Origin of the sequence: Colwellia sp. MB3u-8, assembly GCF_014076985.1 — a bacterium.
Lineage (GTDB): Bacteria > Pseudomonadota > Gammaproteobacteria > Enterobacterales > Alteromonadaceae > Cognaticolwellia.
The window spans coordinates 1-24,006 of the sequence record NZ_JACGVA010000071.1; the positions used below are offsets into that span (position 1 = coordinate 1).

Annotated in this window: 17 protein-coding genes; 14 read left to right on the top strand and 3 right to left on the bottom strand. The window is 33.8% G+C overall.

What is annotated here, in order from left to right:
• Positions 1–79: 79 nt before the first annotated feature.
• The 3 genes from H4J54_RS15800 to sbcB form a co-directional block, all read right to left on the bottom strand.
• Complete coding sequence (locus H4J54_RS15800) at positions 80–562, bottom strand: glutathione peroxidase (protein WP_182191966.1); 483 nt, start codon at positions 560–562, stop codon at positions 80–82.
• A gap of 250 nt (positions 563–812) precedes the next feature.
• Positions 813–1,676, bottom strand: coding sequence for an NAD(P)-dependent oxidoreductase (locus H4J54_RS15805; RefSeq protein WP_182191967.1), 864 nt, complete (start codon positions 1,674–1,676; stop codon positions 813–815).
• A gap of 460 nt (positions 1,677–2,136) precedes the next feature.
• On the bottom strand, positions 2,137–3,594 hold the full coding sequence (gene sbcB, locus H4J54_RS15810) for an exodeoxyribonuclease I (protein ID WP_182191968.1): 1,458 nt from the start codon (positions 3,592–3,594) through the stop codon (positions 2,137–2,139).
• Positions 3,595–4,187: 593 nt separating this feature from the next.
• Between sbcB and H4J54_RS15815 the strand changes: the two genes are divergently transcribed.
• From H4J54_RS15815 to H4J54_RS15880, 14 genes are all read left to right on the top strand, one after another.
• Positions 4,188–4,763 carry a DUF4255 domain-containing protein gene (locus H4J54_RS15815; RefSeq protein ID WP_182191969.1) on the top strand — a complete coding sequence of 192 codons (576 nt, stop codon included), beginning with the start codon at positions 4,188–4,190 and terminating at the stop codon, positions 4,761–4,763.
• Positions 4,763–5,665 (top strand): hypothetical protein, encoded by a 903-nt coding sequence (locus tag H4J54_RS15820; RefSeq protein ID WP_182191970.1) that lies wholly within the window; start codon positions 4,763–4,765, stop codon positions 5,663–5,665. Before H4J54_RS15815 ends, H4J54_RS15820 begins: the two co-directional genes overlap by 1 nt.
• Positions 5,666–5,680: 15 nt before the next feature.
• The gene (locus H4J54_RS15825) at positions 5,681–7,252 is read left to right on the top strand and encodes a phage tail sheath C-terminal domain-containing protein (protein WP_259366974.1); all 1,572 of its coding nucleotides are present in this window, start codon (positions 5,681–5,683) and stop codon (positions 7,250–7,252) included.
• Positions 7,253–7,293: 41 nt separating this feature from the next.
• Positions 7,294–7,752 (top strand): phage tail protein, encoded by a 459-nt coding sequence (locus H4J54_RS15830; RefSeq protein WP_182191971.1) that lies wholly within the window; start codon positions 7,294–7,296, stop codon positions 7,750–7,752.
• 67 nt (positions 7,753–7,819) lie between these two features.
• Positions 7,820–8,308: a phage tail protein gene (locus H4J54_RS15835; protein ID WP_259366973.1), complete on the top strand. Its 489-nt coding sequence runs from the start codon at positions 7,820–7,822 to the stop codon at positions 8,306–8,308.
• A 2-nt stretch (positions 8,309–8,310) separates the two neighbouring features.
• On the top strand, positions 8,311–8,493 hold the full coding sequence (locus H4J54_RS15840) for a DUF5908 family protein (RefSeq protein ID WP_182191972.1): 183 nt from the start codon (positions 8,311–8,313) through the stop codon (positions 8,491–8,493).
• The gene (locus H4J54_RS15845) at positions 8,494–9,189 is read left to right on the top strand and encodes a peptidoglycan-binding protein (RefSeq protein ID WP_182191973.1); all 696 of its coding nucleotides are present in this window, start codon (positions 8,494–8,496) and stop codon (positions 9,187–9,189) included.
• A gap of 8 nt (positions 9,190–9,197) precedes the next feature.
• Complete coding sequence (gene vgrG / locus H4J54_RS15850; RefSeq protein WP_182191974.1) at positions 9,198–10,985, top strand: type VI secretion system tip protein VgrG; 1,788 nt, start codon at positions 9,198–9,200, stop codon at positions 10,983–10,985.
• A 25-nt stretch (positions 10,986–11,010) separates the two neighbouring features.
• Positions 11,011–11,310, top strand: a complete 300-nt coding sequence (locus H4J54_RS15855) for a PAAR domain-containing protein (protein WP_182191975.1) — start codon at positions 11,011–11,013, stop codon at positions 11,308–11,310.
• A gap of 3 nt (positions 11,311–11,313) precedes the next feature.
• Positions 11,314–11,733: a GPW/gp25 family protein gene (locus H4J54_RS15860; protein ID WP_182191976.1), complete on the top strand. Its 420-nt coding sequence runs from the start codon at positions 11,314–11,316 to the stop codon at positions 11,731–11,733.
• Between the two features lie 9 nt (positions 11,734–11,742).
• Complete coding sequence (locus H4J54_RS15865) at positions 11,743–15,735, top strand: hypothetical protein (protein ID WP_182191977.1); 3,993 nt, start codon at positions 11,743–11,745, stop codon at positions 15,733–15,735.
• A gap of 7 nt (positions 15,736–15,742) precedes the next feature.
• Entirely contained in the window at positions 15,743–16,618 is an 876-nt protein-coding gene (locus tag H4J54_RS15870; protein ID WP_182191978.1) for a hypothetical protein, read from the top strand.
• 11 nt (positions 16,619–16,629) lie between these two features.
• A complete protein-coding gene (locus H4J54_RS15875; protein ID WP_182191979.1) occupies positions 16,630–19,170 on the top strand; it encodes a hypothetical protein in 2,541 nt (846 codons plus the stop codon).
• Positions 19,157–24,004 (top strand): contractile injection system tape measure protein, encoded by a 4,848-nt coding sequence (locus H4J54_RS15880; protein ID WP_182191980.1) that lies wholly within the window; start codon positions 19,157–19,159, stop codon positions 24,002–24,004. The genes H4J54_RS15875 and H4J54_RS15880 overlap by 14 nt, the downstream gene beginning before the upstream one ends.
• Positions 24,005–24,006: the final 2 nt, after the last annotated feature.

Below are 24,006 nucleotides of genomic sequence, written 5' to 3' on the forward strand. Positions count from 1 at the left end.
AAAAAATTAAAAAATTAAAAAATTGCCCAATGCTTGATTATCAGGCTTAGGCTCGGTCTTTCTGGGCGACTAAAACTGGTTAAAGTATTGCCGCGATATCACTGGCAATATCGGCGGGCTTAGTGGTTGGGCTATAGCGTTTTATCACTTTACCTTGATTATTAACCAAGAATTTTGTGAAATTCCATTTGATGCTTTTACTGCCTAACAGCCCTGGCGCTGCATTTTTTAGGTGCTGATATAAGGGGTGAGCGCTATCGCCATTAACCTCTATTTTACTGAACAGGTCGAATGAAATCTTAAAGTTAAGATCACAAAACTTTTTAATTTCACTGTTCTCAGCTTTTTCTTGCTGGCCAAATTGGTTACAAGGAAAAGCCAGTACTTCAAAGCCTTTGTCTTTGTATTCTTGATATAGTTTTTCTAAACCTGCATATTGTGGCGTAAAACCACAAGCACTAGCCGTGTTAACGATCAACAGGGTTTTACCTTGATATTTAGTAAAATCAACGGCTTCATTTTTATAATTGTTGGCACCAAAGGTGTAAATAGCGTTAGTCATAATACTCAACGGGTCGGATCAATGTAAAAACAGAATAAAGTATAGGCGTGAAATTAACAAGATTCACGCGTCAGCACTTACATCTAGCAGGCAAGTATATTTAGCGGATAATAATAGCTAGCAAGCGGCTGATGTTTAGCGTTTGCTCGAGCGGGCACTCAATAGTTTATAAAACAGCTAAAAAAGACGAAAATCACGCTTAAAACAACAGGTGAAATTTCGTCTGAGCGTTAAAATATCGCTTGATCAGTTATGATAAGCGGGTCAATAAGCTTGAGGTGTCCCAGCGTTTACCACCATTTTTTTGTACATCGGCATAAAATTGATCTACTAGCGCAGTTAATGGCAGGGTAGAGCCATTATTTTTTGCCTCAGTTAGGGCAATGTCGAGATCTTTTCTCATCCAGTCAACCGCAAAGCCAAAATCATATTCGCCTTTTAACATGCTTTTATGGCGGTTATCCATTTGCCAAGACCCAGCAGCGCCTTGACTGATCACTTCAACAACCTGCTGACAATCTAACCCAGCGTTTTGACCAAAATGCAAAGCTTCAGCTAAACCTTGTATCACACCCGCGATACAAATTTGATTCATCATTTTTGCCAATTGGCCGCTACCGACAGGCCCAAGTAATTTACTAAATTTGGCATAGCATTGCATCGCACTTTCAGCTGCGGCGTATGTGTTTTGCTCGCCGCCCACCATAATTGATAATTGGCCATTAACAGCACCAGCCTCACCACCTGATACGGGGGCGTCTAAAAACCCTAGATTAAGCTTAGTAGCTTGTTCAGCGAGTTCGCGAGCAACCGTGGCCGACGCTGTGGTATGGTCAACAAGAATAGCCTGAGTTTTCATGCCTGAAAATACGCCCTCTGGCCCTAAAACCACTTGGCGTAAGTCATCATCATTACCGACACAAACGAAAACAATATCGCTATCTTTCACCGCTTTTGCTGGTGTGCTAGCCATGGCTCCGCCATATTGCGCTACCCAGTGTTGAGCTTTTGTTGTCGTGCGATTATAAACAGTTACCTCATAACCCGCTTTTTGCAAATGGCCCGCCATAGGAAAACCCATAACACCTAAACCAATAAAAGAAACTTTTTTCATATTGTTCAACCTATTAAAATTAAATTTGTTAACGTTTATAGCAGAGATAGAGTGCTTAGCTTTAGCTGATAGCTGTTGATATGCGAGTAAAATTTTTACTGGGCTTTAACCGCTTAAATATCAGCGAAAGTCAGCGGTTGTATTTAAAAATTTCATTGCAAGTTAAGTCATAAATGCCAAGTAAAGGATAAAAAGTAGCGCGGGTATATAGCCATTGAATTATTTTCATTAAACTATTTTCATTAAACAATTTTCATTAAACAATACCAAGCTCACTAATTTTCTGATGGTGTTACCTGGTTTCAATAAGCCACTAACACTAACACTAACACTAGAGCGCTATTTCGCTAACCATCAGCACAAGGCGTTATTAAAATAAACGCCTTGAATTTGGCTGTTTTTGCTAGAGATAAATTAGGCCAGATAATAAATAAAACCGGTATAATCAATTCAAGCAATATTATTTGTTGATATATTCAAACAAGGCTTTTAATAACTGCATTTTTTCGGTGTTGTTTTCATGTTCAAAGGCCAAGTTTTCCAACTTCATCATATACTCATCAGCGCTCAATAAACCTTTAGTGCCATACTGAAGACGATTTTGACAATGCGCCTGCCACTTTTGTTGCTCGCCGTCGTCTAGGGTATAAGGGAAGTTACGCGCCCGATAACTAAACAACAGGGTATTTAATCGCTCATCTTGAAACTGAAAAGGGTGTGTGCCTAATTGCTCTGGCGCTAGTTGGTGCAATATATCCATTTGCGCTTTGTCGCCATGCGAGAAAAATTTTCCGCCATATAAGGCAAATTCAGCTTCTACCGGTTCATCACCAAAGTCATTACTGGCAAAAACATCAGTTAATTTATCTCTAAGTTCAGTATGTTGCTTAAGGCTTTTTAGATTCTCTAAACAAAGCTCGCGAGGAATATTTAAGCGTTCGGCATTTTCAGGTAACAAGGTTTTTGCTGGCGCGACAATAGGGCACTTATTTAAGTGAATTAACTTAACCGGGATCGGCAATTCATCTTCTGCTAATTCATCATAACGGGTATATAAACGTGCTTTTATTTCTGCACTAGACAGTGCAAATAACGGCGATGGGTCAAGCGCTAAATCTACCGCTATTACGGCATTTTTATTAATAGGGTGATAACAAATCGGCGCAAACCAGCTAGTGCAACCATGTAAAGAAGAGACTTTACTTGAGGTATGAACAATGGGGGTCATGTGGTAAACATCAATTAGCTCAGCCACTTGCTTTTTGTTCTTCAAATTAAAGATAAAGTCATATAACTTTGGCTGCTTTTCTTTAATTAGCTTTGCCATAGCGATAGTGGCATATACGTCACTCATCGCATCATGCGCCGCTTCATGGTCAATACCATTCGCTTTTGTTAGCAACTCTAAACGAAAACTAACCACTTGTTCGCCGTCGCGTTCAACGGTTGGCCATTCAATACCTTCAGGGCGCAAGGCATAGCAAGCGCGTACCATATCTATAATGTCCCAGCGGCTATTACCATTTTGCCACTCACGTGCGTAAGGGTCGTAAAAGTTGCGATAGAATAAGTAGCGAGTTACCTCGTCATCAAAGCGAATACTGTTGTAGCCCGCTACACAAGTGTTCGCTTGTGAAAAAAGTCCGTGAATACGCTCAGCAAATTCAGCCTCACTTAAGCCTTCTCGCAAAGCCTTTTGTGGGGTAATACCCGTAACTAAACAAGCTTCAGGGTGCGGCAGATAATCAGCGGGTGGTGAGCAATAAAACATTTCAGGCTCACCAATAATATTTAAATCTAGATCTGTGCGAATACCGGCAAACTGAGAGGGTTTGTCAAATTTTGGTGATATCCCCCAGGTTTCATAATCGTGCCAAAGGATTGTTGCTTGTGTATGTGTATTTTGATTGGTTGGCATTGGTATGTTTTTGTCCCGTTTTTATTGGCCTGTGATTAACTTATTGTGTTTTTTTTGTTTTATTGCGAGCTAAGTTATTTATGCTTATTCATTGTTTTTGTCTGCACTGTTACCTACAAAAAAATAACCCTTGTGTAGATAGTGGATGAAGCTATCACATCCTATATTAAAGAAATATCATAATAAGATACATGATAAACCTTTCGAGGTGGCTGATCGAGACTCTATCAGTATATGAGTCTCTGCAAAAGGCAAAATTGCTTGGCAATTCAGATTGCGTCATAACAATATGTCATGCCCTATTATTGAAGCGGTTAATATTAAAATGTAACTCAACTATTTTTAATGAGAGTAATTATTGTTTGCAATAAGGGGGTTGTTTTTTGATTTGGTTTAGTAGATAAATTTTTGAGCATTAAAAAATTTATCTACTAAGGTTAGTTGTATCGTCTCTTAAAAAATTTAAGAGACATAAAAATAATAACAGTAACTAAATTAAATTTAGAAGAAGTAACTAAATTAAATTTAGAAAAATTTCTAATGTTTAAGTAGTACAGGATGTATTAGAGATTCTATGGAATGGAGTGTATGCGTTGTTCAGTCTTGCATTGTCGCACATTGCGACTTATTTAAACCAATACTTAAAACGTCAATTTGATCTAGACGAAGATATTGTCGTCGTATCAAATTTGATTGATGTCGATGGTTCTGTACCTGCAAATATCAATAACAAAATAGTTATATTTCTTTTTAATATTGAAAAAGACTATACGTTCAATAATCAACCTTTTATTAAGCCTAGCCATTCAGGGCAGGCTGCCGTTATACCGCCTCTTCATATTAATTTGAACATTGTCTTAGCGGCCAATTTTAGTGCTTCTAATTATAATGAAGCATTAAAGTTATTATCAGCATCGAGTAATTATTTTCATGGACATCCCGTTTTTGATCATCAAAATTCTCCAGATTTAAACAGACAAATACAAAAGCTCATTTTAGAGTTTGAAAATTTATCATTAGATGCTCTCAGTAATTTGTGGGGCATGATTGGAGGTAAATATTTACCATCAGTTGTGTATAAATTGCGAACTGTCATTATGAGTTCAGACAACATCTCTAGCAGAGTTATTACTACTGATACACCTTCAACAACAGTTGGAGGTCGCTAATGATTCAATACCAATCATTATTTACTTTAACGGCCAAGCATAATTATTATATTGATGGTTATATTAAGTCATTTTCTTATCAGTTTGATTCGCAATCTTTAAGGTTGTTAGAAAACGCTGATGCTATTGTAAAAAATAATAGTATTGGAATTCAGGTTTTATCAACAGGTCGCACTTTAGAAATATTTCAAGATATTATTGAAGAATATCATACGGATAAAAATCTTGAGGCAGACGATGAAAATCCGTTAGAAAAACCGTTTTTACTATTAAGGTTATATGATAAATCGTTTTCGTTTAATCAAATCACATCAACATCTATTGTACCCAATCAAAACTGCTATTTCGTACACAATGAATTAAAAGATTTTACTCAAAGCCATTCTTTACATCAGAATGAATTCCTTTCAAATGAAAAACCTATGGCTCTTTCAGACAAAAATATTAAGACAGTAATTAACCATTCTGATTGGGTAAATACACCTATTGTCTTTGTGAAAATATTTTTAGAGGATTTACTTAATCACTATAATTCATTGATAAATATGAAGTCACAAGTTGAATATAGTATTTCTTTTAATGCAAAAATTAATTTATGGAAATATCTTATTTTTGGTCATGAAAAGTATGAAAATTTGTCTGTACTCGATGCTGATAACCAGATTACTTTTCAGTATCAAGGTAAAGAGGTTGTTGGAGAACAAGAGTCAGTAGTTTACTTGTCTTCAAAACCAATATTACTTAAAGAGAAATTTGAACAACGATTTCAATTAAAGAATAAATCTCACAATATCAATAGGGTTCTAGTAAAAAGATTACCGGTCGCTTCAACAATGCAAGTTAATACGATTGTATTGAATGGAAAGCAAACAGCAGTGTCGGAAATATTCGTAACCCTTTAACAATTAAAGGAAATAATGATGGGAACAATGAAAACACCTGGTGTCTATATCGTAGAAAAGAATGCTTTTCCTAACTCTGTTGTGGAAGTAGCAACCGCAATACCTGCGTTTATTGGTTACACCGAAAAAGCGGTAAAAGATAAAAAATCTTTATCAAATAAGCCGACGAGAATTACCTCCATGGCTGAATTTCATAATATGTTTGGTTTGGGTCCAAAACCGTCATTTGTTTTAAATGAATTTAAAGATGACGGCACGGGTAAAAAAACAGTATCAGATATTACTATTGGAGAGACTCAGTACACCATCGATAATTCTAAATATTCACCTGCATATCGACTCTATTACAGTATGCAATTATTCTTCCAAAATGGTGGAGGACCTTGTTACATAGTTTCTGTAGGTAATTATAAAAGTGGCGAAGATGCGATAGAAGCAATTAAATCGACAGAGTTAAAAGCTGGTGTTGCTAAGCTCATTAAAGAACAAGAGCCAACTATGGTGGTTATCCCTGATGCAGTCTCGTTAGCGGATTCGGCTCAATGTATTGATGTACAACAATCAATGTTGATGCATTGTGGCCAAATAATGAGAAGTCGGTTTGCATTGTTAGATATTTATGACGGTTACGCCGCTGAACAAGATAATGATTGTGTCAAAAACTTTAGATCTGATCTAGGAACTAATGGTCTTGATTTTGCCGCCGCTTATTATCCTTGGATTAATACAAATGTTGTTCAAGATTCAGATTTAAGCTTTAAAAATTTAAGTCGTACAGAAGATGAAAAAGCAATTGGTGTTGGAGCATTAGTAGAGTTAATTAAAGCTGAACTAAATTTTCCAGCAGATGGATTATCAGACAAGCAAACCCAACAATTAGAAAAAGTTAACGGTATGGTTGATGATGAAGTTGCTCAAGACGATATAAAAAGCAACGATCTTGATAAAAGCCTCAAAGCCATGAGTGATGAATACAAAATGGTCCTTAAGGAGATTAAAGCATCGCTAAATAAAATGCCTCCCTCGGGAGCTATGGCTGGATTATATACCTTAGTAGATAACTCTAGAGGTGTTTGGAAAGCTCCTGCAAACGTTAGTATTAACGGGGTAACATCTCCTTCTGTTGAAATTTCTCACGATGAGCAAGAAAACTTAAACGTAGATGTAAATGGTAAATCAATTAACGCCATTCGCTCATTCATTGGTGAGGGAACTCTCGTTTGGGGGGCAAGAACATTAGATGGAAACAGTCTTGACTGGCGTTATATCAATGTTAGAAGAACTATGGTCATGCTAGAGCAATCAATAAAACTTGCCTCTAAAGCCTATGTTTTCGAAGCAAATGACGCACAAACCTGGGTCACCATAAAAAGTATGATTGGTAACTTTTTAACAGGCATATGGAAAAGAGGTGGTTTAGCCGGAGCCTCCCCAACTGATGCATTTAGTGTTCACGCTGGTTTGGGGGAAACTATGACATCAGAAGATATTTTGGAAGGTATTTTACGTGTCACTGTTTTGGTTGCAATAACTCGACCAGCCGAATTTATTGAAATCACTTTTCAACAACAAATGCAAAAATCTTAATTTTTTACAAACATATTAATTTTTAGTTAAGGAGATAAATAATGGCTGATGATGGAAGCGCACAATCAACAACGGTATGGCCAATGCCAAAATTTCATTTTCAAGTGAAATGGGATTCTGAAGTAATGTCTTTTCAAGAAGTATCAGGTTTAGATTTAGAATCACAAATAATTGAATATCGTGCAGGCGACAGTAAGCAATTTTCAACAGTAAAAATGCCAGGTATTCAAAAGTCGGGCAACGTTACGATGAAAAAAGGTGTCTTTAAATCGGATAATAAATTTTGGGATTGGTTTAGCCAAATTAAAATGAACACCATTAAAAGAGTACCAGTAACCATCAGTCTTTTAGATGAAACAGGTGCTCCAACAATGGTATGGACATTAGCTAATGCTTGGCCAACTAAAATTACCGGTACAGATCTTAAGTCTGATGGAAATGAAGCGGCAATTGAGTCTATTGAAATTGCTCATGAAGGCGTTGTTATAGCTAATGCATAATAGGTACCTAAAAGTAACCAAGAGAATCCATGTCTCTTGGTTACTTTTATGTGAAAGGATACGCAATATGAAATTATCAATGCCATCGATACCTTCAATATTAAAAGCGGATGATTATCCGCTACCAGCATTTCAATTTAAAGTTGTTTTATCGGCAACGTTAGGACTTGCAGATACCTCGTTCCAAGAAGTAACAGGTATAGGTTCAGAAATTGATAATGAAGAATATGTAGAAGGTGGAGAAAATCGCTATGTCCATAATTTACCTAAGGCAGTAAAACATCCAAAGTTAGTGTTAAAGCGTGGTGTCGCAAAATTAAGTAGCCCATTAGTTATATGGTGTAAAAGTGTTTTAGAAACTGATTTTATTTTGCCCATTGTACCTATGCCATTACTTGTATTTTTAATGAATGAAAAAGGCATGCCGAATAGAGTATGGACTTTTGCTAATGCATATCCAGTTAATTGGGAAGTTGAAGCTTTTAATTCTACAAAAAATGAAGTGGCAATAGAAAAAATTGAATTGAGATATAACTACTCAAATCGAATGTTGTAAATATGAGTATTGAAGTTAAACAATTAATAATTAAGTCAGATGTTAAAGACAACACTGAAGAGCAGGAGTCGTCATCCGGTGAAAAAACAAACCTTAGTTGTGAAATGGACGCTATAAAATCTGAATTATTAAATCAGTGTCGAAAAATGATCATTGAAGAATTAAAAAAATCAAAGGAACGTTAAGTGACTGGATTAAGTACAGGTTTAAAAAAGAAATTAACAATTAACGAGTGTAAAGTTGAAACTAATGGCACAGTTACAATTGTTAATAATAAATTTGAGGTTATGCTCAACCCTTCAAGTTACTCACACAAGCATTCTATTTGTTACAGCCAAAAGAAAACTTTTGGTCAATTAGGAAACGATTCAAAATTTAGCTCTGTTAGCCCTGAAAATATTAGTTTTAATATGGTGATTGATGGCACCGGTGTTGTTAATTTACCTATAGCAGGTGTGGGCTCTCCCGATGTAAAAACACAAATAGAACAACTTAACACCATTGTTTATAAATATGATGGAGAAAATCACGAACCTAATCAAATTAGGTTGTTATGGGGAAGTTTGAAATTTTTCGGGCGTTTAGAATCAATGTCTGTTGAATATACATTGTTTAAACCGAGTGGAGAACCTCTTAGGGCTAAAGTAAATTTGTCTTTTACGGGCTTTTTAAGCAAAGAAGAGGCAGCGCTAAAAGCAAACAAGTCCTCACCAGATTTATCACATATAGTCGAAGTAAAAGCAGGTGACACATTACCTTTACTTTGTTATCGAGTTTATAAAGACAGCTCTTACTATACAGAGGTAGCTAAAATCAATAAATTGATTGATTTTCGTCATCTAACCCCGGGTTCAACTCTTCATTTTCCTCCATTGAGATAATAGAACTTATGGCTAATTCTCCACAATTAAATTCAACAGCCGTTGTGAAATGCTCAGTATTTAGTGAAGGAAATGCACTAAAAGAATCTTTTAATTTAATTTCTATAGTGACTGAAAAATGCATCAATAAAATATCTTCAGCCGTTTTAACTTTTGAAGATGGAGACTTACCTAATCAAAAATTTCCAATGAGCGATTCTGATGAATTTGCGCCAGGTAAAAAAATAACGATTAAAGCGGGTTATGGTGATGCTGAAGAACAAATTTATGAAGGAATCGTTGTTCGTCATGGAATAAGTATCGCCATAAATGCTTCAACTTTAGTGGTTGAATGCCGAGATTCTGCCATCGCAATGACAATAGGTCGGAAAAATGCAAATTATGTCGATAAGAAAAATAGTGAAATTATAACGTTGATTCTTGGTCAATATTCTGATTTAACCAAAGATATCGATGACAGCACAACTCAATTTCCTGAATTGGTTCAGTTTAATGTTACCGATTGGGATTATATCGTAGCAAGAGCTGAATCAAGTGGATTATTAGTATTGGTAGACGACAACAAAGTGTCAGTTAAAAAACCTTCGGGGACTTCAGAACCATTATTAACAGTAACCTACGGTATTGATCTTATGGAATTTGAAGCAGATGTTGATGCTAGAAATGTGTATAAGCAAGTTAAATCTGTTGGTTGGGATTTAGATACGCTAAAAGTAGTAGAACAAGCTGTTACACCAGTAACTATCAATAAACAGGGAAATTTAACGGCTGACACATTAGCTCAAGTTATGAGTTTAGATATATTTAAATTACAAACAACTGTTCCATTGGTTGCATCAGCCCTTAAAGAATGGGCAACAGCTAAGCAGCAAAAATCATATTTATCTACCATCTGTGGAAAAATGCTATTTCAAGGTAACGCCTCAGTCAAACTTGCCGGTCAAATTGAAGTGAAAGGCGTTGGTGATCGCTTTAATGGTAATGTTTTTATTAGCGGCATTCGTCATGAAATAATTAATGGCAATTGGACCACAGAAATAATGTTTGGCATGGACTCTTCATGGTTTACCGAAACCACAAATGTTAATGCAGAATCTGCGGCGGGTTTAACGGCAGGTGTTGATGGTTTAATGGTTGGTATTGTAAAACAACTTGATGAAGATCCTGAAGGCCAAAATAGGGTGCAAGTTACTATTCCGGTACTTCAAGCTGAAACAGAGGGCGTTTGGGCAAGGCTTATTCAATACTATGCGTCTTCTGGTTTTGGAAACTTTTTCATTCCAGAAATTGGAGACGAAGTGGTTATTGGCTATTTCAATAATGACCCTTCAAATCCTGTTATTTTGGGGAGTTTATATAGCAGTAATCATACTCCTCCTTATGACTTAACTAGCGATAATTTCATCAAAGCATTAGTGACCAAAAGTGGTCATAAAATTGAATTTGACGATGATAAAAAAGTGATCACTATTTTAACACCAGGCGGAAATACACTCATTTTTAGTGATGAGGATAAATCAATTAAAGTGACCGATGTTAATGATAACTCCATCGCACTTGAAACCGGTGGTATAACGTTAAATAGCCAAAAAGATATCACTATTAAGGCAACCGGAAAAATCACCTTAGATGCGGTTGATAAAATTAGTATTACGTCTAAAGCGGATGTTGCAACTGCTGGTTTAAACATAAGTAACCAAGCTAATGTTGGCTTTACTGCACAAGGTAATGCAACCGCTGAACTTTCAGCCTCAGGACAAACCACCGTAAAAGGTGCAATGGTTATGATTAATTAAACTGTAATGTAATAAAGGAATATATATGCCTCCTGCTTCAAGGCTAACTGATCTTCATGTGTGCCCAATGGTAACGCCGGGTTTACCACCTATTCCGCATGTTGGTGGTCCTATTGTTGGCCCGGGCGTTCCTACCGTTTTAATTGGTGGTATTCCTGCTGCGGTTTTGGGTGATAGCGCAATATGTGTCGGCCCGCCAGATACTATCATTAAAGGCTCTGCTACGGTCATGATTGGTAAAAAGCCATCAGCAAGAATAGGTGACAGTACCGCTCACGGAGGCACGATTACCTTAGGTTTACCCACAGTGATCATTGGAGGATAGCAAATGGCAAATCAAGAACAACAGTTTCTCGGTAAAGGATGGTCATTTCCACCCACATTTAATGCGTTGGAAAAATCGGTAAATTTAGCTGTGTATTCTGATGATATTCGTCAAAGTTTACTTATTCTTTTATCTACACGGCCAGGCGAAAGAATCATGCATCCAACCTTTGGTTGTGCGTTAAATACCTTAATATTTGAATCAATATCTGAAAGCACTATTACAGAAATAAAAGACTTAATAGAGCGTGCAATTTTATTTTTTGAAACTCGCATAACGCTGAATTCAATAGAAGTAAATATTGATGATTTTTACGAAGGTCGAATAGACATTCTTTTGGATTACACCATAAGAAGTATTAATACCCGGACAAATATGGTGTACCCATTTTATTTTATCGAAGGGTCAGACTTAGCTGTTTAGATGAGACTTATGAGCAAAAATCAAAGATTATATAACATAAGCAATATCAGTTCGCAAAACGCTCGTTATCCCAAAGCGTTAGAGGACGATTATGCATTGGTGGACGATTCTTCTTTTGAAGAATTGCTTGCATATAGTGCCGAGCTTTCAAAACTATTTAAATTTTATAATCTTAAATTACAACATATTGGTGACTGGTCTACTTTATTTCACAGCAACGAAGTTGTCACAATTTCTGAAATTATCAGTTATTGCTCTTTACAAGTTGAGTCAAGTATCAATCAAAAAAATGATTTTTCGTTATCTTATAAAGCCCAGTATTCTTATGATTTGGCATTAAAACTTGAACAATGGTTAAAACGATTGCAAAACAAAGAGAATACAATGGGTGTGGCATTAACCCAAGCAATAGAATCTATCATTCAAAATAAAGTAGCAAAAGAGCTTCATACACTTGGTTTTATTGTTAATCAAAACGACTCCGCCATTACAATTACTATAGATAAACCTTTAGAACAATTTTCTGCAGTTTGGCAATTAACCAAGGAAACGGATGAGCCTTTTGTGTTATCAAAAATAAATAAATCACCTTCATCAGCAGAATTAACGCTTCAAATAGATAATATTTATTTTTCAATATTAAGTCGATTTTCTTATTTAAAATCACTTTGTTCAGGTTATTTAGTTGAGTCGCTATCATCTAAAGATCACGAACCATCAATTGGTCTTTTTATAACGTTTTTAAAATTGTATCAGCGGGTTCAAAATAAAATCAATCAATTCAGTGCTAACCACCGAGATTACTATTACTTTGAGCTACTAAAAGTAATGAATGAAAAAGAATATAAAGATCGTGAAATTTTATTAATAGAACCTCAAAAGCAATATACAGAAATCGTTATTGAAAAGGATAGGAAATTTAACTCAGACACACTAATAAACGAACCTTATCAGTCTATTAGTGATTATGTTATTAGTCATGCTGAGGTGAAAAGTTTATTCACAATATATTTAGAAAGAGATCGCTATATTTCGCCAGAATATTTTTTTAACTATGTCACCAGAATTAAATTAAATGAATTGCAGATTGCTTTAAATGAAGTAAAAGAGCCGCCTAAAATTACATGGCCGTTATTCGGTCATAAAAAAGGGGCTTCATTCCAAGCTAAAGATGTTGATGCCGGTATTGGTTTTGCTATTGCCTCCCCTTCTTTTTATCTAGAAGAAGGGGAAAGAAAAATCAGATTGAATTTTTCATTAAAAGAAAAGTTCAATAGCCAGATGGAGATTGCTAATTGGTTAAATATTAATGCTGTGAATATTGCTAAATATACCAGTGAAAAACGTTCTAACGAAAATAAAGTGTGTTTACACCAATGTTTTAACTCACTTTGTAAATCATTCAAATATCAACCTGATTTATCAATTGAAAAAATGCTGTGTCAGATGGGAAAATATGCTATTGATGAATTTTTTAATTGTGTCATTGAAACTCAAAGAAAAAATATTGTTAAACTCTTTTTATTAAACTTACTTAAACTTTCGCAAACACAAAATGATTATTTTTTTGCGGTAGGAAAAATATTTAATCGCCATTTACTGTCGTTTAAAAAATGGTTAACAAACCTTGATTTATGCGAGATTAAACGCATTCATGATCAAAAATCCGATTTACCTCTTTTTAAATCTGTGCCGTTAAATGATATTTATAGTTTCATTAGTGATGAAAATGAATATCAACATTTTCAACTGCTTGATAACTCATTTAAATTAAAAATAACGACTGAAACCGGTTGGTCTGAGATTGATAATTATCAAATATCTATAGAAAATTTCTCAGAAAACAAGTGTCATTTTACTATCGAATTGAGTATTTCTTCAGGTGAAGAATCAGTCTTATCTTATCAACCTGAAATTCATGGTGATATTTTTAGCACTCAATTACCCTTGTTAAAAGTATCACTAAATAATAGTGCAAATTTCTATGCCTATTCTTTATTTGAAGATTTCCATATTACAAAAATAAAGATTGAAACAGCGGTTAAGGGGCTAACATCGCTCGTTGCTTACAATGAACATGGACAAGTCGATACTACAAAGCCTTTCACTGTTTTTGGTCCATTACCCAAAAATCAATCGTATTTAATGGTCGGTAGCTATGAACCGGCTAAAAAGAATGTTTTAGAATATTCCGTTAGCGTGAAGTGGGCAGGCTTACCTAAAGATTTAGGTGGTTTTTATAGTTATTACAAGGAGTACGGTTTAGCGATTGATAACAATAATTTTAAATTAGCCAAGTCAATGCTAAAAGATGGTAAATGGAAACCAATTGACACTATTAATATGTTCGAACTTTCAATCGAAACCGATGTTTTGTTACGCTCTGATATGTGGACGTTCTATTCTGATGAACTCGTCACTCCAATAAAAGAAAGTATCAGTGAAGAGGAATTTAACGGCTATCAGCATATTAGAAATGGATTTTATAAAGTGCTATTGTCAGAGCCTGAAATAGCATTTGGACATGGTGCTTATAATCAAATCTTAGCAACGGCTATTACCATAAACAGCAAACTGAAGGTGCAAAAAGCATTACCTAAACCGCCATTTACACCGGCTATAGAATCAATTTCTATTAATTACACATCAACAGAAACGATAGATTTTGATTTAAGGCATAAAGATAAGTGTCAGTTTTATCATTGTAATGGCAAAGCAAATGTTTTAGCACAATCCATTAGTAAAGGGTTTCTACCTACGTTACTCCCTGATTTTTCTCAATATGGTTATTTGTTTATTGGTTTTAAAGCAAGTAATTTACCTTCGGTTTTATCGTTATATTTTAAACTTGAAGATGACAGTACGCTAGCGGTAAAAGGTTCTTCTCCTACTATTACTTGGTCAATATATACAAAAAATGGTTGGAATATATTACCTGTAGCTAAAATATTAGTCGACAGTACAGAGGGTTTAACCGTTGCGGGGGTGGTTACCATTGAGCTGCCTAAAAATATGGTTATCGACCATTCAATAGCACCTAATAATTTATATTGGCTACGAGTATCAGTTAATGCCTCAATTGAGCACTTTTCTTCAATTGCCAACGTGGTATGTAATTGCATAGAAGTTCAAAGGCAATCTAAAAGCGCGGATGAAGCAAAAATAAAAAATTGGATTGCTGAGAAACCAATCTCAGGTGTTAAAAATATTCAAGCCGTTCTACAGCAAAATCAAAATCATACCATGGCGGGGAAACGTCAGTTAATTATGGCTACTAGTGAAAAACTGCGTCATAAAAATAGGTTGGTGACTGCTTGGGATTATGAACATTTTATTCTAGATAACTTCCCTGATTTGTTCTTAGTTAAATGTTTTTGCCATATGAATTCAAATTCGGTTGAACCTCAACCAGGCAATGTGCTGATAATTGTTATTCCAACGTTAAAAGTGAATCAAAACTTCGCAGACAATATTAATGTCGATACCACAATATTAAGAAAAATATATAGAGCGATAAAAAAAGTATCACCACCATTTATTAATATAGAAGTGAGAAATCCACGATACGAGCGAATACAAATTCGTTGTGCAGTAACGTTTAAAAATAAAGTTACAGCGGGTAATAGTTGTATCGCATTAAACAGACAAATTTGTGAATACTTTAGCCCATACAAATTAACCGGCAAGAAAATGCTATTTGGTTGGCAATTAACTTGTGGGGAAATGATCTCATATATAAGAGAATTACCCACAGTACAATCGATCACCAATTTTTCTATTTTACATATCAATGAAATAACAGAGCAACAGTATGAATTAAACGACACTGTGGAACTTAAAGAACATAACTCAAGCGTATTAACGTCTTTATATCCATGGTGTTTACCCATTCCTGATAAAAACCATGTCATTGAAGTCATTGAATCACCCCAAATAATAGCACCAAATATAACAGGAATTGACGAGATGGAAGTTGGAAATAATTTTATAGTGGGAGCGTAAGCATAGTATGGCTAAAAGAGACAGAGGGACACTAAAACGATTCTTTCAAAAAGGCGCATTACCATCATCTGATCATTTTTCTGATCTAATCGATTCAACACTTAATATGCGCGAAGATGGTTTTAGTAAAACGGCCGAAGATGGGATGCAGCTTTCTACCCTAGCTAATAAAAATTCTTTGATGAGTTTGTACCAACGTAATGACTTTTTTAATCCAATATGGTCAATTAAGTTTAATGAAACCGCGATTCAAAATTTAGATATTGTTTACAAACCAGAAGTTAAATATGAAGATAAAGACAAGAAAAAAACTGCAGATAAAAATACGCCTTTATTATCACTTAACCCCGATGGTTGCATAGGAATTAACAACCCATTACCTGAAAAAGCACTCGACATAAATGGCATAGCAAAATCAACAGGTAGAATGGGCGAAGAAGAAAAAGTAGTTTATGCAGATTCTAAATTTTATGATATTACCGAAGGCTTAGACGGTTGTCATGCTATAGAAGTAGTTGCTGGTGTCGGACTTAAGTTTACCGGAATGTATGCACTTGTTCATGCGGTTGCATTGAGCACCTTTAATGCGAGTAATCATTGGGTAAAAAACTTATTTTCTTTTAATAAAAACATTAAAAAGCAACATACCTATTATTCTTCTTTTTCACATCGTATAAAAATACGTTGGTATAAGAAAAAAGATGGCAAGTTTTACCTGCAATTAGGCACATATTGCAATTATTCCAAAATTTATCAAAAACACAAAGGGGATGATGAGTTAAAAGTGAGGGTGAGGTATCACATTACCGAATTATGGCATGATCATTTTATGGATGATTGCTTAGAGCCTTTTACAGAAAAGAAAGCAGAACAGGGTGAATAAGGACTATTATTATGAGTGCTGAACCTATTTTCATTAAAAGGAAAACTGCAACCGACCCATGTAGTTTTGATGCCTTATACAAAGAAGGTATTAAAATCTCTCAGGATTTATCAGGCCATATCTGGACTGATTATAATACCCATGATCCAGGAGTAACAATACTTGAACAGCTTTGTTATGTATTAACAGACATTGCCTACCGTGTTGATTATCCCGTTATTGATTTTTTAGTCGAAGAGAGTAATAACTTTGATTTGGAAAAATCATCACTTATCCCACCAGAAGTAATATTCTCTTGTCATCCAACAACGTTTAATGATTTTAAATATGTTTTATTAGATAAAATACCATCAATTGATAGTGTCTATATTCACTATCAAAATGAATCTCATTGTTCTGGTTTGATAGATTTATATATAAGTGATAATTCATTTACTCATGAAATCAACAAAAAAAAATCGCGCGAAGCAATAAAAAAAGCAGTATATGAATGTTATTCAGACAATAGAAGTTTAGGTGAAAATGTTAATGAAATATTTTTTACCAACGCGAGAACATACACATTAGTTGCTGAAGTTGAAATTGCTGGCGTTCATTTTTGTGAAGAAATTTTAGCGCAAATTTATATAAACTGTTTAAAAAAACTCAGGTATAAAGAAACCTTGATATCAACCAATCCTGATAATACCTCGTTGGAACAAATTTTTAGTGGTCCGCAGTCATTACATACAAAAAAAGAATATAAATTTGACACCATATCTCGAGTTTCAATTTCTTCGTTTTTTTCAATTATTCAAAATATCCCCATGGTTGATACCGTTAAATCTCTGCATTTTGAAAACGAACAAGGTGAAATAGTTGATGAACTCAGTATTGATTGTTTTAAAGAAAATATAAAAATAAATATACCTCAATCACAAGATGAAATAAGGGTTAAATTATCAACTAATGCTAGAGAAATTGAGGTGTTGTTTGAAAATTTTGATTTGAAATTTGAAGAAATTATCACCGAATCTTTGGCAAAGAGATCTACTAAAGTACAGCCAGAGCATTATTATCAACAGCCTAATCCACAAAATCGTTCGGTTAATACCTATTCATCGATACAAAATCAGTTTCCTGCTAATTATGGTATTAGTTTTCGCGGGGTGCCAAAGTCAGAAACATTAGAAAGGCAGTCACAAGCCTTTCAATTGAAAGCCTATTTGTCTATTTTTGAACAAATTATTTTAAAAAAGATTAGTAATATAGACGAAATAAAACAATTATTTTCACCATTACTATCAAGGTTAAGATCAAAACCGTCTCAGGCGCTTAACAATCAAATAGTGCCCGAGGTAGAGTCTGTATTAACAGACGAATATCTACAAAACTTGATTAAACAAGATCAAGACTTTGACAGTTATAACCGAAAAGCCAATAAAGTCTTAGATTATTTATTAGCACTTTATGGCGAAAAGTTTAGTCAACATTCACTAATACAGTTTAACTATTATTATTCGGCAAAAAAATTAGAAAAACGAATTTTATTGAATAAAATTCGTTTGCTCGAGCATATTGTTGCAGTCACAAAGAACCGACTTAAAGCCAGCAACTTATCAGCCGCTATGTGGAATGCTGACAATATTAGCGGGTTGCAATTAAAAACGAGTATTTTATTAGATTTTAATAAACTAGAAATTAGATCGTTAAGTTTCGGGATCTTTAGAAATTCTATTCACATAAATTTTGGTGCCAATAAAGCAGAACATTTTCAAGAATCTTTTTCTGAATTTAGTTTTGATAATGATTATATAAATCAAAATTTTAAACCGGTTTATTGTCAGGAAGTTAAAAATGTCGAGATTGAAGACTTAAGAAAATATTTCAAGACAAAATTTATATCTAAACAACAAGGTGTCAGCCAACATTTCTTAAAGTCTATTACTAACATTAATAATTTAAAAATTGGCAGCGTGTGTAATTCAGAAGATGCAACCGACAATGCAACTGACAATGCAAATAAAGATAAGCCAATTTGTTTAGTTTATTTTAATGAAACCGAAAATTGTTACTTTTCAATTGACAACTTTGAAGATGAACTTACGGCATCTGAAGCGGCAAGTACATTATCGTTTTACTTCAAAAGAGCAAGTCAACAATCAGAAGGAATGCATATTGTTGAGCATAATTTACTTGGTCAACATATTAACGACCAAGACTATTTAACATCCATGTCGAAGGATTTTTTTAAATACCGAATTACAGTGGTTTTGCCTAATTGGACAGCAAGGATGTCTGATGAAAAGTTTCAATATTTAGCAGAAGAAACTATTGCTATCAATTGTCCTGCGCATATTTATCCAACATTTTTATGGCTTGATCTAAAAGCCATGTATCATTTTGAAGTTAAATATAAAAAATGGTTGGGTGTTATTAAAACACCGAGTAACCAACAAGATAATTGTCATGATAAAAACAATGACAATATTGAAAAATGTAGCAAAGAATTAACTGATTTTTTAGTGAAACAACAGCAAAGAAAACAGAGGGCAAATAATGACTTATGTTAAGTGTATTATTGAGCAAGCAGTTTTTGATGTTCGTTATAGCTCGCAAAAAACAGCAAACGAATGCGAACATAATTTTAGCAACTTCTGCTATAAGAAATTATTGCCAGTGCTTGATCTACATTTAAATAAGATTAATACATCAAACAACATCGTTATTGATTATTTAGAATTAAATGTTGGAGAGGTCAATGTAGATAACTTTGAAAGTGAATTTGTTTTTAAGTTAGTTTGTGAACTCGAACAATTTATTGCCAAAGTTAATAATGCACAACTAAATACCAAACAAGTTGATTTTTCAGAGCTTATAAATAAAACAGTCAATAATTTTTCTGAACATGATTCGATGGAAGTTATCTGTTGGATATTGTCTTCTGGCTATTTTAAGAATGAACAACTATCGAATCAATTCAAAGATGTTTATCTGCTATTTATTGATTTGTTGGCTAAAAACCCAAATGCTGTTAGTCAGTTTATCATTCGAAGTGCTACAAATGTTCAAACAAATATATTATTCAGATTAATTAATTTAGTGAGTAACAAAGAACTGTTGTTATATTGTAAAACTATGGTTAATTGTAGTGAAATTAATAATCCAGTTTTATTTACATTTTTATTAGACAAAGTGGAATTTTTTTTAAAGGAAAACCAAGCGTCAAAAGCCGATGAAAAATGCCTTTATACTTTGCTTATTGGCAGTGCCACTCATAAAAATATTAGTCAATTATCAATGACATTAGAAAAAAATCACGTTTTTAATGATTTTAAAAAATTGATTAATTTAGACGAAATTTTAGATCCAATACTTGCTTCATCCTTAGCGCTGGTATTTGATAAAAAAGTAGAAAATAACAACAAAATATCGATTCATTTAAACACAAATATGGCGCAATTTACAAAAGCAATAAAAGCTAATAATAAGCAAGAAATTAGTTATTTATGGGATAAATTAATCATTAATGATGCTCAATTCATCATCAGTTTTATTGCTAATTATTCAAATAAAGATCACCTAATTAAGTTGTTGTCTGAAACCCTGAATGATGCGCAATTATTTAGAATGATAGAGAATATCGGGCAAGAGTATCATTCATCAGTCTATTCAGTTTTTATACTGACAACACAACATAAAACTATTAATGATACCGCGAATAATGGCAATTCATCTGATATAGAGACGCCAGATTATCGTTTGTTAAGTGAATTTTTTTGGCAGGTAACCTTGTCATATTTGTTTGTAGAACGAGGCAGTTTTTATAATAAAAAGTCATACTTATCTTATATATTTCATTCGTTTAGTTACGATAACTCTTTTGACTACATTGACCTGCTGTACTTTTACCAAAGGCTATTTCTTGGTGTTTCAGACAATATGCCACTACGGCTAATTATTAATGAATTAGTGTCAGAAGCAGGTGCAGACCAAAAAATTAATTCAATGACATTGTCTGGTGAAATAATTGATCATCAAGTTAGTTTTGAAAGTATCTTGGTCGACCTTTGCGGTAGTAATGCGGTGAATAATAAAAAAATAATTAACAGCATCACGTTGTTGATTAAACGTTCTCCAGTATTACTCTTTAAATTGTTTAATGAGCTACAAAAAAGCCTAAATAAAAATTTATCTTTTAACCCGCACATTGATGTTAGTGTCTTCAAGTTTTTAATATCACAAGGCTTAATCATAAGAAATAACGTTAGCGTAGATAATAAAAAATCGTTCTTACAATCAATAGAAATATCAGCCAATAAAGCACTTAATAAATCATCTTTTTATATCAATCTATTAAAAAGCTTAGTTAATGAGGACGTTATAGATTTAGATACTCTAATAAATAAAGAAACAGTAGGCAGAAAAGATGACAGGTTTGATTCCACAGAGACTGTCGATGAGGTTGAGTTAGTTAATTCAATGCAATCTAACCAAGTTGCTGATAACAACAAGGCTCAAATATTATCGAAGAAGCAAACTGAGTATTGGTTGACGTTATTATCTAAGGCTAACGTCCAACTTTCGAATGTCACTTTTTACCCCAAAGTAAATTTACACACTGTGCTCAAATCAGCGTTAATACATTGTCCTTACGTGTTGGCCAACCTTATTGAAAACTTAATAAAAAATAAGCATGATTTTTATTATTTTATTGCCAAGCTTGATGAATCATTACTAATCGAAATCGCTTCAATAAAGCAAGGGAAGGTTTTCACTCAATTATATCAAGATTTTGAATGGATTTATTTCTTATCTGAAAGCGAGATATTTACCGCTTCATCAATTCATCAACAAAAATGGTTTCATATATTTCAGCAACTATTTAAGCCGTATAATTACTATGACGAAACAATAGCCATGCAAGCTTGGTTAAACATTTTGTCTAAATCATCTTCTAAAGATCAAGCGTTTATTAGCAATGTGTTATCGAATAGGTTCGCGCAATATAAAGATCGAATTAACCAAAAAACATATTCTAAGCTTGAGCGAGTGCTTAAAGAAATGAATAAAGCACACACTAATGACCATAGAGAAAGTCGCACAATAAATTTATTTGAGAAAAAGCAAAGCGAAACTGAACATAATTACTTTGTAAACATACTGGTTAATTTGTTTACAGTGCCTAGTGCCAATATAAGCTTTGACGTGGTGATGAAAATAGTCTCAGCAGATTTAGCGCTTGTTAGACAATTTATACAAGAATATGCTTTTACTAGAAATAATCGTGAAGTGTTCTGCCACAATTTATCTCATCAAGGTTTAATAAAGTTTTGTTCAATTCTTTATAACAAGAAGTTTGATCTGTTTATCAACGCCGTATTTAACGAAGTTTTACTCGATAAAAATATTTCCAAGAAACTTAAATTAAACGATATTCAACTTGAAATATGGACCAGTTTATTTTTTTATTTTTATCATGAAAAACACGTAAACTTCAATAGAGAGCAGTCAATTAACTACGTTATTACATTACTGTATTACAATGGCATAACGTTAAATAAAAACATGATTCATAAAAATATTGAGCTAAGCCCTTTAGCTCAATCGATAGTTTTATCGTTAACACAGGCTAATAAAAACAAGCCGAATAAATCTGAAATAAATAGAAATATTCTGAATTATATTAATCAACTCGACATTGAAAAAAACACAAAGTCAGCGTTAGAGACCATTCCAAATTTAGCAGAAGTAACAGAGCTTATTTCGCAAACATCCTATTTTGAACAGTTATCTCAACGCATGTTAAATACGACTTTTGATCAAGCATTGATTAACGAAATAATTAACTATTCGCAACAAAGTAAATTAAACGGTTTTATTCTTTATGTAGGTATAATTTATCCTAGAAATAGCCAATTCATATACAGCAAGCTATCTACCGATTACTTACTTAATTTAATAGAAAATTACCTGTATTTATTGGGGCGCGAAAAAGAATCAATAGATTATGATATGGCTCGGTTAACATCGTTAGTTTCAGCAAAAAACAACGCAAAATATTGTGCTTGGCAATGTTTAATGCGATTAGTAAAAGATAAGTTTGTCAACTTTGAACAAATTGACAATATCGCGGCCACTGATGATGTCTCTACGATTGAATACACAGAGCAAGATTTTATCCCGCACGGAAATAGTCAGCAATATTATGCGAAAGCATTGCCAATAGGCCAAAAATCAATAGATGAATCGGATAGTGTTAAACACTTATTTAACGCCATAAAATCACAAAGTTTTTCAAGCATTGTCGCAGAAATTTGCAAATTACTTAAAACACCACAAAGCAAACACGCGTTAATATCAGTGTTGACTGAAAAGTCAGTATTCACTTTTTTAACCTCTACATTGGCACCTAGCCAGTTGATAGCAATATTAAGCCTTTTTAATCCCAAAGGGTTAGTGCAAGCAATAGAACACTGTAGATTTTTCAGCCTAGTGTTTCATTATGCAGAATATAATGTATCTGCAAAACAACTTCAGTTATTTCAGTGGCAGACATTATTTAGTTACTTTTTAACACAAGAACTTGTCTATAACGATTTATGGTTTACTGAGCAGTATATTAGCGGCCTTAAAAAATATAATCCGGTTCACTATCAAAAATTAACCAACAATATCGAATTCACTATTAGCAGTATTGCTTTTATTAAGCCTTTATTACTACCGGTAAGTAGTGACCATATTATTGAACAACTTATCAAAATTTTGTCGACAGATGTTGAAAAAGTTACAACGCCCAGTGTAAACATGGCTAATAAACAGGATACAAACGTAAACGCCCCATCAACAGATAAATCGCTAATAAAAGAAGAAATAGAGCAAGAAAACATTATTGAAAACCCTTCAATGGCCTTTGTGAAAAACGCCGGTTTAGTCTTGTTAAGTCCGTACATTCCCAAATTGTTTGAATTATTTTCATTAACAAAAAATGGTGAATTTATTGACGAAATGCATCGCATGCAAGCCGTAAATGTTTTGCAATATCTGGTGTCATTCAATAATGATTATAACGAACCAGACTTAAGCCTAAATAAATTAATGTGTGGTGTGAGGTTAGATCAGCCTGTTTCGACAGACTACACAATCACCAAAGAGCAAAAGGACCTAATAAATAGTTTATTAAGTGGTGTAATTGAACATTGGAAAGCTATTGGTAATACATCGGTAGATGGCATAAGACAGGCTTTTATACAGCGTGACGGCGCATTATACAAAAATGATGATAATTGGCGTTTAGAGGTTATGTCTAAACCTTTCGATATGCTGTTAGACCAATTACCTTGGAGTTTTTCAACCATTAAATATTCATGGATGAATGAAATGATCCAAGTAAAGTGGCGGGGATAAAT

Bases quoted from the DNA above. Each gene is read 5' to 3' on its own strand.
- H4J54_RS15800 (WP_182191966.1), bottom strand. From the start codon at position 562: ATGACTAACGCTATTTACACCTTTGGTGCCAACAATTATAAAAATGAA.
- H4J54_RS15805 (WP_182191967.1), bottom strand. From the start codon at position 1,676: ATGAAAAAAGTTTCTTTTATTGGTTTAGGTGTTATGGGTTTTCCTATG.
- sbcB (WP_182191968.1), bottom strand. From the start codon at position 3,594: ATGCCAACCAATCAAAATACACATACACAAGCAACAATCCTTTGGCAC.
- H4J54_RS15820 (WP_182191970.1), top strand. From the start codon at position 4,763: ATGATTCAATACCAATCATTATTTACTTTAACGGCCAAGCATAATTAT.
- H4J54_RS15825 (WP_259366974.1), top strand. From the start codon at position 5,681: ATGATGGGAACAATGAAAACACCTGGTGTCTATATCGTAGAAAAGAAT.
- H4J54_RS15830 (WP_182191971.1), top strand. From the start codon at position 7,294: ATGGCTGATGATGGAAGCGCACAATCAACAACGGTATGGCCAATGCCA.
- H4J54_RS15835 (WP_259366973.1), top strand. From the start codon at position 7,820: ATGAAATTATCAATGCCATCGATACCTTCAATATTAAAAGCGGATGAT.
- H4J54_RS15840 (WP_182191972.1), top strand. From the start codon at position 8,311: ATGAGTATTGAAGTTAAACAATTAATAATTAAGTCAGATGTTAAAGAC.
- vgrG (WP_182191974.1), top strand. From the start codon at position 9,198: ATGGCTAATTCTCCACAATTAAATTCAACAGCCGTTGTGAAATGCTCA.
- H4J54_RS15855 (WP_182191975.1), top strand. From the start codon at position 11,011: ATGCCTCCTGCTTCAAGGCTAACTGATCTTCATGTGTGCCCAATGGTA.
- H4J54_RS15860 (WP_182191976.1), top strand. From the start codon at position 11,314: ATGGCAAATCAAGAACAACAGTTTCTCGGTAAAGGATGGTCATTTCCA.
- H4J54_RS15865 (WP_182191977.1), top strand. From the start codon at position 11,743: ATGAGCAAAAATCAAAGATTATATAACATAAGCAATATCAGTTCGCAA.
- H4J54_RS15870 (WP_182191978.1), top strand. From the start codon at position 15,743: ATGGCTAAAAGAGACAGAGGGACACTAAAACGATTCTTTCAAAAAGGC.
- H4J54_RS15875 (WP_182191979.1), top strand. From the start codon at position 16,630: ATGAGTGCTGAACCTATTTTCATTAAAAGGAAAACTGCAACCGACCCA.
- H4J54_RS15880 (WP_182191980.1), top strand. From the start codon at position 19,157: ATGACTTATGTTAAGTGTATTATTGAGCAAGCAGTTTTTGATGTTCGT.